8 protein-coding genes and 5 pseudogenes are annotated in these 17,250 nt (G+C 70.0%); 10 read left to right on the plus strand and 3 right to left on the minus strand.

Annotation, left to right across the window (positions count from 1 at the left end):
• Positions 1–210: a hypothetical protein gene (locus tag ACFYQ5_RS27965; protein ID WP_389201510.1), complete on the plus strand. Its 210-nt coding sequence runs from the start codon at positions 1–3 to the stop codon at positions 208–210.
• Between the two features lie 150 nt (positions 211–360).
• On the opposite strand, the pseudogene ACFYQ5_RS27970 reads toward ACFYQ5_RS27965, so the two are convergent.
• A pseudogene (locus ACFYQ5_RS27970) lies at positions 361–501 on the minus strand (IS5/IS1182 family transposase); the annotation flags it as partial.
• 405 nt (positions 502–906) lie between these two features.
• On the opposite strand from ACFYQ5_RS27970, the gene ACFYQ5_RS27975 reads away from it, so the two are divergent.
• Positions 907–2,649: an endo-1,4-beta-xylanase gene (locus ACFYQ5_RS27975; RefSeq protein WP_389201511.1), complete on the plus strand. Its 1,743-nt coding sequence runs from the start codon at positions 907–909 to the stop codon at positions 2,647–2,649.
• A gap of 368 nt (positions 2,650–3,017) precedes the next feature.
• On the opposite strand, the pseudogene ACFYQ5_RS27980 reads toward ACFYQ5_RS27975, so the two are convergent.
• A pseudogene (locus tag ACFYQ5_RS27980) lies at positions 3,018–3,728 on the minus strand (IS5 family transposase); the annotation flags it as partial.
• 173 nt (positions 3,729–3,901) lie between these two features.
• Between ACFYQ5_RS27980 and ACFYQ5_RS27985 the strand changes: the two are divergent.
• The 4 genes and pseudogenes from ACFYQ5_RS27985 to ACFYQ5_RS28000 all read left to right on the plus strand — a co-directional run.
• Positions 3,902–4,372, plus strand: a pseudogene (locus tag ACFYQ5_RS27985) (transposase family protein); the annotation flags it as partial.
• Between the two features lie 322 nt (positions 4,373–4,694).
• Complete coding sequence (locus tag ACFYQ5_RS27990; protein ID WP_389201512.1) at positions 4,695–5,468, plus strand: hypothetical protein; 774 nt, start codon at positions 4,695–4,697, stop codon at positions 5,466–5,468.
• A 336-nt stretch (positions 5,469–5,804) separates the two neighbouring features.
• Positions 5,805–5,978, plus strand: a pseudogene (locus ACFYQ5_RS27995) (transposase family protein); the annotation flags it as partial.
• Entirely contained in the window at positions 5,961–6,464 is a 504-nt protein-coding gene (locus ACFYQ5_RS28000; RefSeq protein WP_389201671.1) for a transposase family protein, read from the plus strand. The pseudogene ACFYQ5_RS27995 and the gene ACFYQ5_RS28000, both read left to right, overlap by 18 nt.
• Here the strand turns inward: ACFYQ5_RS28000 and ACFYQ5_RS28005 are convergent.
• Positions 6,424–6,555, minus strand: a pseudogene (locus ACFYQ5_RS28005) (IS5/IS1182 family transposase); the annotation flags it as partial. The gene ACFYQ5_RS28000 and the pseudogene ACFYQ5_RS28005 sit on opposite strands and share 41 nt — an antisense overlap.
• A gap of 615 nt (positions 6,556–7,170) precedes the next feature.
• On the opposite strand from ACFYQ5_RS28005, the gene ACFYQ5_RS28010 reads away from it, so the two are divergent.
• The 4 genes from ACFYQ5_RS28010 to ACFYQ5_RS28025 are packed head-to-tail and all read left to right on the plus strand — an operon-like array spanning position 7,171 to position 17,247.
• Positions 7,171–8,625, plus strand: coding sequence for an acyltransferase domain-containing protein (locus tag ACFYQ5_RS28010; RefSeq protein ID WP_389201513.1), 1,455 nt, complete (start codon positions 7,171–7,173; stop codon positions 8,623–8,625).
• On the plus strand, positions 8,622–14,744 hold the full coding sequence (locus ACFYQ5_RS28015; protein WP_389201515.1) for an SDR family oxidoreductase: 6,123 nt from the start codon (positions 8,622–8,624) through the stop codon (positions 14,742–14,744). The genes ACFYQ5_RS28010 and ACFYQ5_RS28015 overlap by 4 nt, the downstream gene beginning before the upstream one ends.
• A gap of 17 nt (positions 14,745–14,761) precedes the next feature.
• Entirely contained in the window at positions 14,762–15,781 is a 1,020-nt protein-coding gene (locus ACFYQ5_RS28020; protein WP_389201517.1) for a 3-oxoacyl-[acyl-carrier-protein] synthase III C-terminal domain-containing protein, read from the plus strand.
• 8 nt (positions 15,782–15,789) lie between these two features.
• Positions 15,790–17,247: a cytochrome P450 gene (locus ACFYQ5_RS28025; protein WP_389201519.1), complete on the plus strand. Its 1,458-nt coding sequence runs from the start codon at positions 15,790–15,792 to the stop codon at positions 17,245–17,247.
• Positions 17,248–17,250 lie beyond the last annotated feature (3 nt).

Consider the following 17,250-nt stretch of genomic DNA (forward strand, 5'->3'; position numbering starts at 1 on the left):
ATGAGCGCGCCGATAGTCATCCATCGCCCCTCACCCAGCGGCGGCCGACGGGTCACCATCCGTGACCAGATCGCCGGGCTCGCCCGCGACGACCGTGACGTGGAGGAATTCATCCGGCGGGCAGGGCTCCCTGACGCTGAGCGACTACTGGATGACCCGGGATGGGTGGAGTGGCGAGGCGGCCGGGCGCACCACTACGAGGCCGCTTAGGGCGTCGGCCCGATTCCTGTGGTCTTGTCGCCGGGCTCCTATGTGGTCAGCCCGTCTACGAGGAGGCCCTGGTCGGGGCTGTTCTCGTAGGCCTGCGCCACGGGTTTTTCGCGGCAGTGCAGCGCTCGTCCAGGGCGCGCACAGGGGTTAGGTTCGCTCGACCGCCCACCGCTTCGGGATCGGGGTGAAGCCTCTGCTCCCGGGCTTGCGGGCGGTGATCTCCATGTCGATGCCGAGGGTGGCGGCATGCTCGACTAGGTGCTGGCAGTAGCCGCCGTCGACCCACACCTTGAGGAACCTACTAGGGCATACAGCGCAATACGCCTAGATCAAATGCCCTCTTAAAGAGCGTTTTTTCGCCAGGGGCGTTTGATAAGGCGGCGAAGTTGAGTAGGTCACGGTCGCTCGAGAGGGTGGCACGTGGGATTCAACGGCCCGGCTGCGGCTCGTCCGCCAGTCCCCCCATCCGCCGGTCAGCGAACAGTGAGCGTACTTGCGTACCGTCTCCGTGGATGCCCTGAAGTCCGTTGGCACACGCGTGTTTGATGCGCCTTCCGCGCAGGCCGCAACGATCCGGGCCCGCTCCGCCACACGAGCTGGGACGTGCCACACAAGGCCGCCCTACCTCACGTGTGATGAACTGTGGCCCGGTTTCGAGACGTTGATCTCGTCTCGAACAAGAGAGTGGGAGAGACCATGGACCTTGGTGGGGGGACGTGGCAGCGACTGACCGTCGTGGCGCTCGTCATGGCGGTGGCGGCCGGGTGTACGGGGCGGGGCGAAGGCGCGGGCGGCGGAAACGACGAAGACCTGCTGCGGAACCACGACTGGACGCAGATGCCGGGCACCACCGCGCGGAACGACATCCTGCGGGTCAGCGCATTGGATCGGCACATCGTGGAGCAGGACTCCTCCGGCGGCCAGCCCAACCCCTCGCTGAACTTGGCCGGCCCGCATCTCAGGTCCGATGGCGACTTCACCGTCACCGCGCGCATGTCCGGTGTGGGTGACGATGACGGCGACTCATGGCTGCGGCTGTACGGACGTGTACCGGTCATCTACGACGAGTGGCGGCAGGAGCGGCCCTCACTCCGCGTCGGCGTGACCGCTGACGGACAAGTGAAGGTACAGATATGGGACGGCGAGGGCGATGAGCCGGCCACCTCCAAGGATTTCGACTGCGGCTGTTCCGGGACGGTGACGCTCGCCGTGTCGAGCATCGGTGACACCTTCCGCGTGAAAGCCGACGGGCGGCGGCTGGGAACCGTGCAGGACCCGGGGGTGTTCGCCGAGGGCACTGTCTGGTTCGGTCTGGAGGCGGACGCGGGCGAAGACGAGCGCCGCGAGGGATGGCGTCTGACGCAGCTGATCGCGCGGGCAGAGAGCGGGGACTCGCTCCGCGTGATCAAGGCGCCGCAGCTACGCCAGGAGCAGTCCGACGACTCGCTGCGTGCGCGGGCCGCAGACGTGGGGCGGCCGTTCGACGTCGGCGCCGCCCTGGCCGAGAACCCGCTGCTCACCGACTCACGCTACCGGGCGCTCGCGGGGAGCCAGTTCTCCATGCTCACTCCGGAGAACGCGTTCAAGCCACAGTTCCTCCACCCACGCCGGGGCGTCTACGACTTCCGCGACGCGGACCTACTCGTACGCTTCGCCCGCGCAAACGACATGAAGGTGCACGCGCACACCCTCGTCTGGCACGAGGCTCTGCCCAACTGGATGCGGGAGGACGACGACCCCGAGGAGGTGCGCAGGACCATGCTCCGGCACATCGCCATGGTCGCCGGGCACTTCAAGGGAAAGGTCGCGGAATGGGATGTGGTCAACGAGCCCATGTCCGACGACGAGAAGAGCTACACCAACGGGGATCTCGGTCTGCGCTCCGAGCAGAGCCCGTGGTTCGAGGCCATGGGCGAGGAGTACATCGACGAGGCGTTCAGGGCCGCCCACCGGGCCGATCCGAAGGCACGGCTGTTCCTCAACGAGTACGGGGTCGAGGAGGAAGGCGAGCGGTGGGACGCCCTTTACGATCTGGTCAAGCGGCTCAAGGAACGCGGCGTACCGATCGACGGCGTGGGTTTCCAGAACCATGAGTACGCACCCGGCGACCGCATCGACCCGGAGACCTTCCGCAGCCATGTGCGGGATCTGGCGGAGCTCGGGGTTCATGCGCGGGTGTCGGAGATGGACGTCCCCATAGGTGAGGACGAGGAGGACGGGCGGCAGACCCAGGCTGATGAGATGGCGGGCAAGCTGCGGGTCTGCCTGGAGGAGCCGAACTGCACATCGTTCTCCACATGGGGATTCACCGACCGGTACGGTTCCACCGCCGACACCAAGACCTATCCTCCGCGCACGGCCGATTCCCTGCCGTGGGACGCGGCCCTGCGGCCGAAGCTGGCGTACGAGCGCTTGCTCGAGGCCTTTGACGAGGCGTGAGGAATCAAGGTGCGACCTCTCGGTTTGGTGTCGATGGTAGTGAGAGTCAAAGAGCGTCTTGTTCCGCCAGGGACGTTTGATAAGGCGGCGAAGCTGAGTAGGTCACGGTCGCTCGAGAGGGTGGCACGGGATTCAATGCAGGTATGGAGAACGCCTTGTGGGGCCGGCTGTCCGCGGAGGTCCGCCAGGAGGTGGACAGCCTCGTCTCGGCCGGTCGAAACATGCAGGCCATTTCCCTGATGCGTGAGCATGCCGGCCTACCAACGCCGCATCTGCATGATTGCGTCGATGTAGTGGGCCAGCGATTCAGCGTATTGCGGCATAGGCCGGCGAGCTCGTGACAGTGCTTTACACCGTGGTCGCACGTGGCGCCAGTTCGGGGTCGATTCGCGAGTGAGCGTACGGCTCATGAGGTCGATCATGGCGAGGTGGACCATGGCCTCGGGGCGGTGAGGGAGGGCCTCGTAGTCGCGGGCCAGGCGGCGGTGACGCATGAGCCAGCCGAAGGTCCGCTCGACAACCCAGCGCCGCGGAATCACCTTGAAGCCCATCTGGGCGGGATCGCGGCGAGTGACGTCCACATCAATGCCGAGGCGGGCACCATGGTCGATGGCTTTGGTCCGGTAGCCGTTGTCGACCCACGCTTTGGTGTTGCGCGGGTGGTCAGCGGCGATGCCCGAAAGCACATGAATGCCACCGGCATTGTCGGAGACGCCGGCGGCCGTAACCAGCACGGCCAGGAGAAGGCCGAGTGTGTCGACGCCGATGTGGCGTTTGCGGCCTGCGATCTTCCTGCCTGTGTCGATGCCCTGACCTGCCGCAGGCACGTCAGCTGAGGTCTTGATGCTCTGGGCGTCGAGCACGCAGGCGCTCGGCTCGGCGTCACGGCCTCCGGCTTCGCGGACGAGGCGTCGGAGCAGGCCGTTGAGATGGTCGAAGACCGCGTCCTTCTGCCAGGCGGCGAAGTACCCGTAGACGGTCTCCCACGGAGCGAAGTCGTGGGGCAGATAACGCCAGGGAATTCCGGTCCGGTCGGCGTAGAGGATCGCGTCCATGATCTTTCTCAAGCCATCAGTTGGCGAGGCTGAACCACCCCGGTCGCACCTCGGTCAGAGCGGTTGCAGGGACCGCACCGCGGTCCGTAGGTCCTGATCCGTGACGTCAAGAGGCTCGGGCAGGCTCAGCCCATACCAGCGCAGCCGCCAGAGGTCGAAGATTTCGCTCCCGTCGGCTGCGAAGTCGACATCGACCTCACGTCATCGTCGACGGCACCCTGATCCCCACCGACCGAATCCGCGCGGACGAGCCGTACTACTCGCAAAAGCACCGCAAGCACGGCATGAACGTGCAGGTCATCGCCCGACCTGACGGCACACCGCTCTGGTTCTCCCGAGCCACGCCAGGACGCACCCACAACCTGACCGCGGCCCGCGCCCACGGCATCGTCCAAGCCTGCCTCACCCGGCAGATCCTCGTCCTCACCGACCGCGCCTACCAGGGCGCCGGCGCCACCTTCCGCACCCCGTACTACCACCACCGCGAACAGCCCGAGCACTACCAGGAGTTCAACCGGAACCACGCCCGGCTGAGAGCTCCGGGTGAACGCGCCTTCGCGCAGCTGAAGTCCTGGCGACTGCTCCGGCGAGCAAGATGCTCCACCCGCCGTATCGGCACCGTCGTCCAGACCGTTCATACCCTACTGACCTGCGGCTATAGAGGATGAAAGAGGTTCACTGAGTGCTTTCAGCGTTGTCTCTCCAGGGCGAGGGCGGCTTCGGCGATTGACGTCATGCGGTTGGGGCGGTATCGGGACCAGCGGAAGATCCCCCAGGACTTCAAGCGGCGACGCAGAAGAGGCGGCTGTGCCGCATGGGTTCGGGGACGTGGAAGCGGGGTCCCGTGATCCCCACAGGAGTGTCATGACACCGTAACCGCGCTTCCGCAGGGGGGCGTGCACCGTTCAGGATGGTGATCGACAAGGCAGAGGCCAGCCGGAATGACCAGTCCGGCCCGGCCACATCACCATCAGCAGGGGGAGCCCCACTATGCTTCGCACGCACCGCCGCAAGTCCGTCCTCGCCGCAGCGGCTCTGGTGGCCACGACGATGTTGCTGACCGCCTGTCAGGGGGAGGACGCGGTGGACGGCGGCAAGTCGGCCGGGGCCACGGTCTCTGACTCGGCCGCCAAGGGGAAGTCCGACGACGGCGGGAGCGGCACCGGTGCCGGCAGCGAGTCCCCGTCGGGCGAGAGGGGCTCGAAGAGCGGCACGGTGTCGGGCAAGTGGGTCGGCACGGTCTCCTACCTCGCCCCCGGCAAATACACCGTCACGGACGCGAACGGCGCGGAGCAGGCGTTCTTCACCTCGGAGGACACCGACATCGAGGGCGCGGGCAAGATCTGCGGTGACGCGGACGGCCAGGCCGCCACGCCGTGCACCGAGGAGGAGCTCGAAGCCGCGGCCAAGAAGGGGTTCGGAGCGACGGTCGACGTCAAGGACGGAGTCGCTGTCAGCATCATCGAGGACCACACCGACAGCGGCAACGGTATGGGCGAGGGCGAGAAGTCGGGGCTCTTCTCCGGCACGCTCGGTTACATGGCGCCGGGCAAGTACTCCCTCAGCCGCGACGGTAACGAGCGTGCGTTCTTCACCGCCACCGGCACCGTCATCAACGGCGCCGGCTGGATCTGCGGTGACGCGGAGACCGTCACGCCCTGCACCGAGGAAGACCTCGAAGCCGCGGCCAAGAAGGGCAGCGTCGCTGTCGTCGTCAAGGTCGAGGACGGGGTCGCCGTCACCATCGACGAGGAGCACAACTGATCGCGGACCCGAGCGGGGCAACGGGGCGACGTGCTCTCCACGACGCTCCGCGACGGCACCTTCCACGGACTCCGGATTTCCACGTCCCGCCCGACGGGAACGCGGCCCGTCCTTCCCGTTCACAGATCCGGTGCCGTCCCTTATCCCTTCGGCTCTTCTTCACTGAGCGTTTTCAGAGGGCCCACCGATGGGGTGACGGCTGGGTGGGCGCAACGCACGAGGCACCTGTGCCGTTGAGAGAGATGTTCGAAGTCTCGACTCATCAGCGCGGGTGCCTCGTTGGCCTACTGTCCTGCCGCACTCGACCTGCCTCATGCGCTGGTCGAGTGGGTCACCATGCTCACCCGCGAAGGTGACCGCCGCTGCAAGCTCCCGCCGCGCCAACGCGCGCTTGTCGGTCTGGCGTACCTGCGCAAGCACGACACCCTGGCCCAGATAGCGGCCGCCGGCTTCGGCATCTCGGTCGGCACCGCCCACGCCTACACCACCGCGGTGGTCGACCTCCTGGCCGCCCGGGCGCCCGGCCTGCTGAAGGTCCTGCGCGAGCACGAACCGGAGTACGTGCTGCTCGACGGGACGCTCGCCGACTACTCGTACAAGCATCGTCGCCACGGCGTGAACGTGCAGGTCGTGACCGGCCCGGCCGGACAGGCGCTGTGGATCTCTCCGGCCCTGCCAGGCCGGTGCCACGACCTGACCGCGGCCCGCACCCACCGGATTATCCGGATCTGCGAACGCCAGGCGTGCCCGTATTGGCCGACCGCGCCTACCAGGGCGCCGGCTCCTGGGTCACCACCGGGCGCAGACAGCCGCCCGGCGGGGCAGTTGTCCCCTACACAGCAGACGGTCAACCGGGCACTGGCCATGTCCAGGGCACCCGTCGAACGAGTCATGGCACTGCTGAAGTCTGGCGAATCTTCCGAAGATCCCCGGATCAGCCCGGACCGCATGACGTCAATCGCCAAGGCCGTCCTCGCCCTGGAGAGGCAACGCTGAAAACGCTCACCAACTTGCGGAAGATACGCGGGCTCAGCCCGGTGAACGGGGCTATCCAGGACGGCTCCGACGCCGTGATCACACCAGCCACAGCAAGATCATCTCACCTGTAACCGGTAGTTACGGGACAAGTCTAAACAAATACCGATCAAACATTGTGTCCGCGTAGGCGAGCCGACCGAAACTCTTGACACCCGGGACCAGGCGTCCGGTCTCGGCCAAGCAGGCTCGTCAAAATTGGATCGAATTCCCGGCGGAATGATGTTTGAGGGCCTCGATCACACCGGATCAAAGCGGGGCACTGTGGAGGCTAACGCACCAAATGACCGGCCGCGACTAACACGCGTCCCACCTGACGGCAAGAGCGCAATCGCCTTCCACTGTTACATGATTGGAAAATGGTGGGCGCAATCACTTTAGGCCGAAAGTTGATCGTTGACCCCCCGGGAGGCGCGCCGCTATCTTCAAATGGCAACCCCGTTCAGCAGGAGAGATTCGGTTCGGGAATCACACATTCACAGGAATGGCAATCAACGAGGGGCGGCCAGGGATGCATTTATTCTCGCCCACCGCCCGGGTGTAACCATGCAAGGGACATGCTTCGTCGCGCCGTCGTGTGCGTTTCACGACCCCGGTCAGCCATGCGAATTCGCCTGCGGTCGGGACAGAGATGAGGGTGATGCACGTGGTGAATACTGTCTTTGTCATGCCCGGTACGGTGGCCGCCCCACGCGGCGGAATTCTGTGTGATTTACACAACCGTTACGAGACCGTACGTGAAACACTTTCCCGCATCGATAAAGCGGCCCGGGAAATGGGGCTGCCCAATATCAGTGCGCGGCTGATCGAGCACAACGGGACGAGCGACCAGCGCGGCCCGGAGGTGCAGTATCTGGAGATCTTCGCGGTCAGCATCGCGACGCACCACATGCTGATCGCCGAAGGGGCCCGGCCCGTCGCCATCGTCGGGCAGAGCATCGGGGAGCTGTGGGCCCTGGCCGCTGCGGGACACCTGTCCGTGGAGGACGCCGCGCGCCTGGCCGTCGCCCGGTCCCAGGTACTGACCCGGCAGAGCTGGGACGGAAAGATGCTGGCGGTCGGGGTGGACGGCCTCAGGGCGGAGTCGCTCGCCGGGCTGATCAACCATCCCCACCTGGTACTCGCCTGCGAGAACGCCCCCCGGCAGAGCGTCATCAGCGGCCCCGAAGCGCTGATCGAGCAGGTGGGGCGGGTGGCCGACGCACTGGGCTGGCCAAGTTTCCCTCTGGGCGTCCCGCATCCGACCCACTCCCCGGCCATGGCGCAGGCCGCGCGCGACCTGCGGGCGAGCGCGCCCCGCGTTCCGTACGGGGCCGGACGCTGGCGAGTGTGCTCCCCCTGGCTGGGGCGGGACATCGGCGACGACGACCCGGTCGACCTGGTCGCCGGCGCGCTCACCGCCCGCGTCCGGATGCTGCACACGATCCGCGACCTGCACGCGGCGGGCGCCGACGCCTTCGTGGAGTGCGGGGAGTGGCCCGTCGTCACCAAGTTCGTCGAGGCGTCGGTCCCGGGCGTGCGGTGTGTCGTCCCGCTGAGCGAGAGCGATCCGGCCGAAGCCGTCCGGGCGCTGGTCACCGAGTCCGCCGCGGGCGGCCCGTTCCGCTCCGGCGTGCCGGCGCCGTCGAGCAACGGACACGGTCCTGCCGCGCAGGTGAGCGTGCCCGTGGCGGCCGAGCCGGTTCCGGTGCTCCCCGCAGCCGTTCCGCTGCCCGGTGTGTCCGTACCGGCGGCCCCCGTGTCCTATGTGGCCCCCGTCGCCTCTTCGGTGACCGCGGCCGCGGTGCCGGTCGCACCCGTCGCCGTTGCCCCGCCCGTGGTCGCCGCAGCCCCCGCCACCACACCCACGTCCGTCGGATTGGACTACGAGTCGGTGCTGGCCGAGTTGCAGACGCTGTACGGGGACTTCCTCGGTTATCCGCCGGACCTCCTCGGTGAGGACGACGGTCTGGAGTCCGAACTGGGTGTGGAGTCGCTCAAGCAGGTCGTCCTGCTGGGGCGGGTGTCCGACCGGTTCGACCTGCCCGATCTGCGGGCGAACTCCTCCCTGCTGACCGTCGGCACCCTGCGCCGGATCGCGGAGACCGTCGTACAGACGCGGGCGGAGGCTGCCGGGCGATGACCTCCACAGACAGCCTGCGAGGCCGGGTCGCACTGGTGACCGGAGCCGCGAAGAGCCTCGGCGCGGACATCGTCCGCCGCCTGGCACAGGGCGGCGCCCATGTGATCGTCAACTACTTCCACTCGGTCGAGCAGGCGGAGCTGCTGCGGGCCGAGCTGGAGCGGGCTGGTCACAGCTGCGAGTTCATCCGTGCCTCGGTGGCCAAGACCAGCGAGATCGACCGGATGTTCGACCTGGTCCAGGAGCGCCACGGCGGCCTGGACATCCTGGTCAACAACGCCGCGGGCGGGGCCTTCCTGCCTCTGTTCGACATCGACGACACCTACTGGCAGCGGGCGTGGTCCACCAATGTGATGGGCGCCTACCACTGTTCGCGCCGGGCGGCCGAGCTGATGAAGGGCAGAGAGGGGGCGAGCATCCTCTGCCTGTCCAGCGTCGGGGCACACCAGCCGGTTCCGGGTTACGGCCCCGGCGGGGTCACCAAGGCTGCCCTGGAGTCCCTGGTCCGCTATCTGGCGCTCGAACTGGCCGGCCAGGGCGTCCGGGTCAACACGCTGCTGCTGGGCTCCGTCGACAGCGAGATCGTCGTCAATCTCGACGACCCGGCGGCGGTGCACACCGACCCGGCGGGGACCAGCGAGCTGATGCGCCGTACCCTCTCGACGCCGGACGCCGCCAAGTTGATCTGCCATCTCCTGCATGAGGACACCGCCTTCATCACCGGGCAGACCATCGTCGCCGACGGCGGAATCAGCATCGGCGGGATGCAGGGCATGCGGCTGCACAGCAGGCTCGCGGACCAGGTGAGTGGGCCCGCCCGGCGCCAACCGGCCCCCTCGGCGGCGGTGACGGCGCCGTCGGAGGCTCACCGGCCCGCCCCCGAGCGGCCGACGGCCCCCGTTCCGGTACGTACACCGGAGCCGTCCCCCGCGGCGGCCGCTGCCCTGCCGACACCCCCACCGGCGGCCGCACCGACACCCCCACCGGCGCCCGCAGCGTCCGCGCCGGCGCCTGCACCACCGGCAGTTGCCCCCGCGCCGGACGGAGCGCCGGACGGAGCGCCGGACGGAGCGCCGGACGGAGCACAGGAGACGGATCCCGGCGCCGTCGCGGTGGTCGGTCTCGGCCTGGCCCTGCCCGGCGCGAACAACACGGCCGAGTTCTGGGACCGGCTGCGGGAGGGCGTCCTGCTCTCCAGCGAACCGTCCGCCTTCGACCTGAAACACTTCTGGGCCCCCACCCGTGAGGAGACCGACGCCTTCTACGTCCGCGAGGCCGGTTACCTCCACGACTTCGTCCCGGACCCTGCCTCGATCGCCGAACCGGACGGGAACGCCGACCACCCCGGCTGGCCGCGGACCACCCGCTGGCTGCGCCACTGCGCCGTCCAGGCGCTGGCAGGCGTGAACCGACGCGCGACGGACCGGTGGCTCGCCGCGACCACCGGTATCCACGACCAGACCGGGCTCGGCCCCCAGGGTGTCGTCCTGGGTGACGAGTACCGGCGGATGGTGCGCGACGCCGTCCCGGCCGACGCGGACGGTGACTGGCTGGCCGAGCTGGCCGACCACGCGCTCAGCGCGCACTACGGCGGCGACGGCGGGGATCCGAAGGCGTACCTGCCCGCGTCCGTCTCCCGCGACGCGCTGCGCGGGCTGATCCCCGCCGGTTCCCAGCATCTGACCCTCGACGCGGCCTGTGCGAGTGGGCTGTTCGCCGTGGACGCCGCGGTCAAGGCACTGCGCGAAGGCTCCTGCGACGTGGCGCTGGCCGGTGGGACCTCGGTGATCGAGCCGATCGGGTTCACGCTCTTCTGCCGCGCCCAGGGCATCTCGATGAGCGGCAGGGTGCGCCCCTTCGACCAAGCGGCCGACGGCACCCTGATCGGTGAGGGCGCCATCGTGCTCACCCTCAAGACGTACGCGCGGGCCGTGGCCGACGGCGACCCGGTACTCGGTGTCATCCGGGGCACCGGTCTCGCCGCCGACGGCCGGGGCAAGGGCATTCACGCTCCGGCCACGCGCGGGCAGGAGCTGGCGATCGCCCGGGCCTGGGCGGACGCGGGCGTCGAGGCCGACGACGTGGACTGGGTCGTGGCGCACGGCACCGGCACGCCGGTGGGCGACGAGATCGAACTGCGCTCGCTGCTCTCCCGGCTGGGGCCGCGTGAGCGGGCGTGTCTCCTGACGTCGAACAAGCAGGTCTTCGGGCACACCGGCGTGCTGGCGGGCCTGGTGTCCGTCGCGCACGCGCTGGTCGCCCTGGAACGCGGAGCGGTTCCCGGTCAGCCCGTGGTCACCGACCCGCATCCGCTGCTGGGTGACGGCACTCACCTGACCGTTCCGGTCAAGGACGCGCCCTGGCCGGCGGACGAGGCACGACCGCGCGTGGTCGGGGTGTCGTCGTTCGGCCTCGGCGGAGCGGACGCGCACGTGGTCCTGTCCGACCGCGTGCCGCGGGCCGCCCCCGTGCTCAGGCGCGGAGGCGACGCGGCCGCCGACACCGAGGACCTGGTCGTCGTGGGCTGGAACACCCACCTGCCCGGTCTGGACGCCGCCCGAGTGCCCGCCTGGCTGGCCGGTGACGGCCCGCTCCCGGAATCCGGCTTCGGTACGCCGTACCCCCTGCCGTCCCCACGGGACGTGCGCATCCCGCCGCTGACGATGCGCCACATGGACGCCGCCCACCTGATGATGCTCGAGGCCCTCGGCCCGCTGCTGGACCAGCTCGGGGAGCCGGGCACCAGCCTGCGGCCCACCACCGCGGTGATGGTGGGATCGACGCTGCCGACCACGCACAACACCCAGGCCGCGCTGCGGGTGCACGCCCGCGAGGCCGCCACCACGTTCGACATCCTGCCCGACCCGGTACAGGCGCGGACGCTGAGGGAGTACCTGGCGAAGGGGATGGCCGAGGCGAAGGGGGTGATCCCCGGCGACCTGAACGAGGACGACTTCACCGGCGCGGTCTCCTGCATCCTGTCGGGCCGGGCTGCCAACTACTACGACTTCCAGGCCATGGGAGCCAGCCTCTACTCCCAGCGGGACTCCACACACACGGCTGTCGACCTGGCCCTGCGCCAGCTCCGGCACCGGGCCTGCGATCTGGCCCTCGTCGGAGCCGTATGCCTGCGGCCGATCAGCGGCTGGGACCGCTACCTCGACGGTCTGGTGCCGGAGGGCCGGTCCATCGCCGAAGGTGCCGCCGTGCTGGCGGTCACCCGGCGCTCGACCGCGCTGGAGCACCGCCTGCCCGTCCTGGGCACGCTCTCCACCGCGATCGATGGTGCCGGTCCCGGACACCCGGCCACGCCCGCGCACGCCCTGCCCGTGCTGGCCGGCGCCGGACACACCTATCTGTCACTGGACGCCCTGCTGGCGGTCCTCAAGGGCGTCGTCACCGCGACGGACACCGTGGTGACGCCCGCCGCCGCCGGATCACCGCCGATCCGGTTCACCCCGCCCTCCGACGACCGGCCCCGCAACTCCCCGGAGGCCGCCGTACGTACCGGGCCGGAGGAGTCCGTACGCACGGAAACGAGTCACCCCGCGAGGACCGGACCGGTGCCCGCCGCGCCCGGACGAACGGAGGAGTTCACCGGCCGACGCCAGACCTTCCGGCTCGTCCCGACGGCCCCGCCGCCCGGAGAATCGGGCACGGCGCCGATCCCGCCGGGCAGCATCGTCCTCACCGACGCCCCGGATCTCGCGGCTGCGGTCACCGGCCCGGACATCGCCGTCTGGTCGCCGCGAGCGGGCGTCGGGGCCGCCGACCATGTACCGGCCGAGGAGGCTCCCGGGGCCCTGGCCGGCCTGCCGTTCGTCCCCCGTCACATCCGGGTCATGTCCCGGCTGCCCGCCCACGACGACTTGGGTGACGAGGCCGAGGCCACCCGGCTGGAAGATCTCCAGGACCTCACGTTCACCACCCTCCAGGCGGCACTGCCCGCGCTGCGCACCGGCGGCTCGCTCAGCGCGGTCCTGCTCGGAGAGGTGCCGCACGACCTGCCACCCCCGCTGAGCGGCCTGTTCACCGGCCTCATCCGATCCGTCCGGGCCGAGGTCCCGCAGTGCGGCGGGGTGACCCTGCTCAGCGACGCACCGGACGCCGCCACCGCCCTGGACCAGCTCGCGCGCGCGGGCTCGGCCCAGGTACCGACGCACACGCTTGTCCACCGCGCGGACGGCTGGCTGACCCTGGCCGTCGCCGACGACCACGCGACACCGCCCCCCGCGGGAGAGGCCACGCTGCCGCCCGGCGCGGTCGTGGTCGCCTTCGGCGGCGCCCGGGGAATCACGCCCGAGCTCCTCCACGCCCTCGCCCGCACCAGCGAACGGCCGCACGTGTACGTCATAGGCCGCACCCCGCTGCCGGAGACCGGCGACGCACTGCCCCCGCAGGCCGCGTTCATGGCCGCCGAACGCCGCAGGCGCCCCGACGCGTCGGTGCGCGAGCTGCGAGCCGCGTACGAGAAGGCCGAGGCGCGCCTGGAAGTGCACCGTACGGTGGAACGGCTGGCGGAGCTGTGCGGCCAGGACCGTGTGCACCACCGGACGTGCGACATCCTGGACGCCGAGCGCACCACCGCCGTCCTCACCGAGGTCCTCGCCCGGCACGGACAGATCGACCTGCTCGTCAACACCGTCCTCGACCTGCGGTCGCGTGCGCTGCACGCCAAGACCCTGACCGATTTCCGGGCGGTCCGGACCACCAAGGCGACCGGCTACCGCAATCTCAAGCGGGCCCTGGCCGGTCGTCCTCCCCGGATCTGGTGCAACTTCAGCACCCTCGCCACCCTCGCCCCCGCGCCCGGTGACATCGACTACTGCGCCGTCAACGAGTACCTCGCGTACGCCAGCGCCCAGGCCCAGCGGCAGGGCCCGGACGGCCACCGGGAGGTCGCGGTCCTGTGGAGCGGCTGGCGGGAGGTCGGTGTCGCCAGCAGCGTCAGCATGCGCGAGACCCTCAAGCGCAACCAGATGGACGCCTACATCAGCACCGCGCAGGGACAGGCACAGTTCCTGTCCGCCGTGACCCGGCCACCGGCCGGCGGGGTGTCGTTCTTCATCCGGGAGGAAGAACGCCGCCTGCTGGCCCTGCGCGGGATCAGCACCTACGGGGCCGCCGCCGATCCGCGTGTCCCCGCCCCGGACGCGCCACCGGCCGCTCCGCCGGATCCGGAACTGACGACGCCACTGCTCGACGGTGTCCAGTACCGCGGCGAGGACTGGGCCGTCTTCACCAAGACCTGGGATCCGCTCACGCTGGCCGAGCAGGACGGCCGGTGGATGCGCCACCACCGGGTCAACGGCGAGTACACACTGCCCGGTACGTTCACCCTGGAGGCAGCGGCCGGCGCGGCCGCGGCCCTGTGCCCCGGTCTCGTGGTCACCGGGTTCCGCGGCCTCTCCTGCCGGACGTCGATCACGGTCAGGCTCGGCGGACCGTTGCGCACCGTCGCAGTGGAGGCCCGGGTCACCAGCCGCGAGCGCGACCGCGCCGAGGTGTCCGTCAGGATGACGGCCCACCGGCTCGGCAAGAACGGCAAGGTGCTGCGCTTCAACGACCTGCTGTGCGAGACGAAGGTCCTGCTGGCGGATCGCTACCCCGCGCTCGCCGGCCCTCCCGACTGCTCGTCCTACGAGCCCGAACCCGATTTCGCGATGCCGGTCTACTCCCCCGATCCGCCGATCTCGCTCACCGGCCCGTTCGCCGGCACCAGCGACTACGCCCGCGGCCCGGACGGGAACAGCGCCAGGTTCGGGCTGGACCACGCCGCCTGGGCTCCGGCCCTGGCCGGGATGACCGTGCCGACGATCCTGCTGGACGCGATGGTGCACCTGTTGTTGCTGCCGCCGCGCGGTGACAGCCCGCCGTCGGTGGGCCCGATGGCCGGCCTCGACGAAGTCGATCTCGGCGGGCCGGGCAACGACTGTCGGCTCAGCGCGGACCATCCGGCCATCCGGCTGCACTGCGACTACGCCACCGGGGACCTGACCGCCGCGACCGGTGACGGCCGGGTGCTGGCCCGGATCGCCGGGGTCACCGCACACCCCCTGGACCACAGCGGAGAAGTCATCCGGCCTCGCGCCCGCGTTCCCCAGTCGCCCCTTTCGTGACAGCCGAGGAGACAGCAGTGTTGTGGCAGGACATCACGATCGCCGGGACCGGAGCGTGGGTACCCCCCATCAGGCCCGCGGAGCAGGAGCCGCAGGGCGGGCCGGGCACCCGGCAGCCCTCGACCCTGACGCTCAACGGATTCACCTCGGCCGCCGTCTCGACGGACAACACGGCGACGCAGATGGCGGCCCGGGCGGGCCTCAGGGCGCTGCGCCACGCGGACGTCCCCAGTGCCGACCTGAGTCTGCTCGTGCACGCCGGCTTCCAGGACGGAGACCACTACACGCCCGTGGCCTACCTGACGCGGGTGCTGGGCGGGAAGGACACCACCGGGATCGAGGTGGGCGCGGCCAGTGACGGCGGGGCCGCCGCACTCGTCACCGCGGCCGAACACCTCACCGCCCGGCCGGCCGCGCAAGCCGCGCTGGTCACGACCGGTGCCCGGTTCCCGGACGAACGATGGGGGTACTCACGGGAGTTGGGTTACGTCGCCGGTGACGCCGGTGCCGCCGCCGTCCTCACGCGCGGTACGGGCTTCGCCCGTCTGGTCGCGACCGCCCATGTCACCGAGCCGCAACTGGAGGCGCAGACCCGGGCGAGGGAGGGGTACACCGGTGCCGCCCGGCGGTTCCCGGTCGAGGAGACCGGGTTCATGCCCCACATCGAGGTGCTGCAACGTGCCACCCACCGCTGCATCCGGACCGTCCTCGACGAGGCCGCCGTGAAGCCGGCGGACATCTCGCACGTGGTGCCCATCGCGATCGGGTCGGTCGTCCTCGAACTGCTGCTCAGCGGCTCCCCGCTCGGCCTGCGTGCCGACGACACCACCTGGACCTACGGCCGGCACCTCGGCCACGCCGGCCCGTCCGACGTCCTGCTCGCCCTCGACCGGACGTTCCGCTCCGGCACCCTGCGGGCCGGGGACCGCGTCCTCGTCGTGAGTTTCGGGGTCGGCTTCCGCTGGACCACCGCGCTGATCGAGATCACCCGCGATTCCGTCGGCGCGGCATCAGCCGGTGGTTCACCTACAGAATGAGGTTGTCCATGAGAGACACGAGTACCGCGGCGTCGGTTCCGCTCGCTCCCCGGGCCCTGCCGCTGCTGGGCCACGCACTGCCACTGCTCCGCGATCCGCTGGCGTTCATCATGTCCCTGTCCGGGTACCGCGAGATGGTCCGCGTCCGGCTGGGCCCGAGTACCGCCGTGATGGTCTGTGACCCGGCCCTGACCCGGCAGGTGTTCCTGAACGACCGCGTCTACGACAAGGGCGGCCCGATCTACGACCGGATCCGCGAGGTCATCGGCGACGGCCTGTCCACCTGCTCGTACACCCTGCACCGGCGGCAGCGGCGGCTGTGCCAGCCCTCTTTCCACCCCACCCGGCTCCCCGGGTACGGCGCGGTGTTCGCCCGAGCGGCGGTGCTGAAGGCCGGGTCCTGGCGCGACGGCGACGTCCTGGACGTCACCCAGGAAATGATGACGCTGACGACGCGAGCCACCATGGAGACGATGTTCAGTGGCGCGCTGCCGGAGGAGACCATGCGGCGCGCCCTGGCCGACACCGCCACCATCGTGAGCGCGTTCTTCCGCCGGATGATGACGCCTGCTCTGCTGCGCCAGCTGCCGACTCGGCAGAAACGGCGGTACGACCAGGCACGGCACCGGCTGTCGGACACCATCGCGGAGATCATCGCCGAGCGGCGTGCCGATCCGACGGACCGTGCCGATCTGCTCTCGACGCTGGTCGGGGCGGTCGACGAGGAGAGCGACGACGGCCAGAAACAGCTGAGCGACGCCGAACTGGCGGACGAGGCACTCACGTTCTTCCTCGGCGGCATGGAGACCACGGCCATCACCCTGGCCTGGGCGCTGCACCTGCTCGCCACGAACCCGGACATCCAGCGCCGCCTCCAGGCCGAGACCGACAGTGTCCTGGCCGGCGGGAAGCTCGATGCCGCGCACCTGCCGTCGCTCGGCCTGGCCTCCCGGGTCGTGACGGAGACGCTGCGGCTGTACCCGCCCGCCTGGATGATGACCCGCACCCTCAGGCAGGACGCCGAACTCGGCGGAGTACGGCTCAAGAGCGGCAGCACCCTGGTGCTCAGTGCGTACCTCCTGCACCGGCGGTCCGACCTCTTCACCGATCCCGACCGCTTCGACCCGGACCGCTGGCTGGGCGTCCAGCCCGACCGGGCCTCCTACATCCCCTTCGGCGCGGGCCCCCGTAAGTGCATCGGGGACCAGTTCGCCCTCACCGAGGCCATCCTGGCCCTCACCGCCATCGTCTCCCGCTGGGAGCTGACCCCGGCCGGCGAGCAGCCGTTCAAGCCCAAGGTGGAGACCAGTCTGAGCTCGCGCGGGCTGACCCTGCGGCTCAGCGAGCGGCGGACGGGCAGCGGCGACAGCACCGAGCTGCACGCCGCCTCGCCGCGGTCCGCGCCTGCCCAGCCGTCCACCCCCCGGGCGGGAGCCTCCGCCTGCCCGGTGCAGCACCAGGAGTGACGC

This window comes from Streptomyces sp. NPDC005794 (assembly GCF_042871445.1).
Classification (GTDB): domain Bacteria; phylum Actinomycetota; class Actinomycetes; order Streptomycetales; family Streptomycetaceae; genus Streptomyces.

What these genes read in the sequence shown, in the direction of transcription:
- ACFYQ5_RS27965 (WP_389201510.1), top strand. Translation starts at nt 1, where the DNA reads ATGAGCGCGCCGATAGTCATCCATCGCCCCTCACCCAGCGGCGGCCGA.
- ACFYQ5_RS27975 (WP_389201511.1), top strand. Translation starts at nt 907, where the DNA reads ATGGACCTTGGTGGGGGGACGTGGCAGCGACTGACCGTCGTGGCGCTC.
- ACFYQ5_RS27990 (WP_389201512.1), top strand. Translation starts at nt 4,695, where the DNA reads ATGCTTCGCACGCACCGCCGCAAGTCCGTCCTCGCCGCAGCGGCTCTG.
- ACFYQ5_RS28010 (WP_389201513.1), top strand. Translation starts at nt 7,171, where the DNA reads ATGCCCGGTACGGTGGCCGCCCCACGCGGCGGAATTCTGTGTGATTTA.
- ACFYQ5_RS28015 (WP_389201515.1), top strand. Translation starts at nt 8,622, where the DNA reads ATGACCTCCACAGACAGCCTGCGAGGCCGGGTCGCACTGGTGACCGGA.
- ACFYQ5_RS28025 (WP_389201519.1), top strand. Translation starts at nt 15,790, where the DNA reads ATGAGAGACACGAGTACCGCGGCGTCGGTTCCGCTCGCTCCCCGGGCC.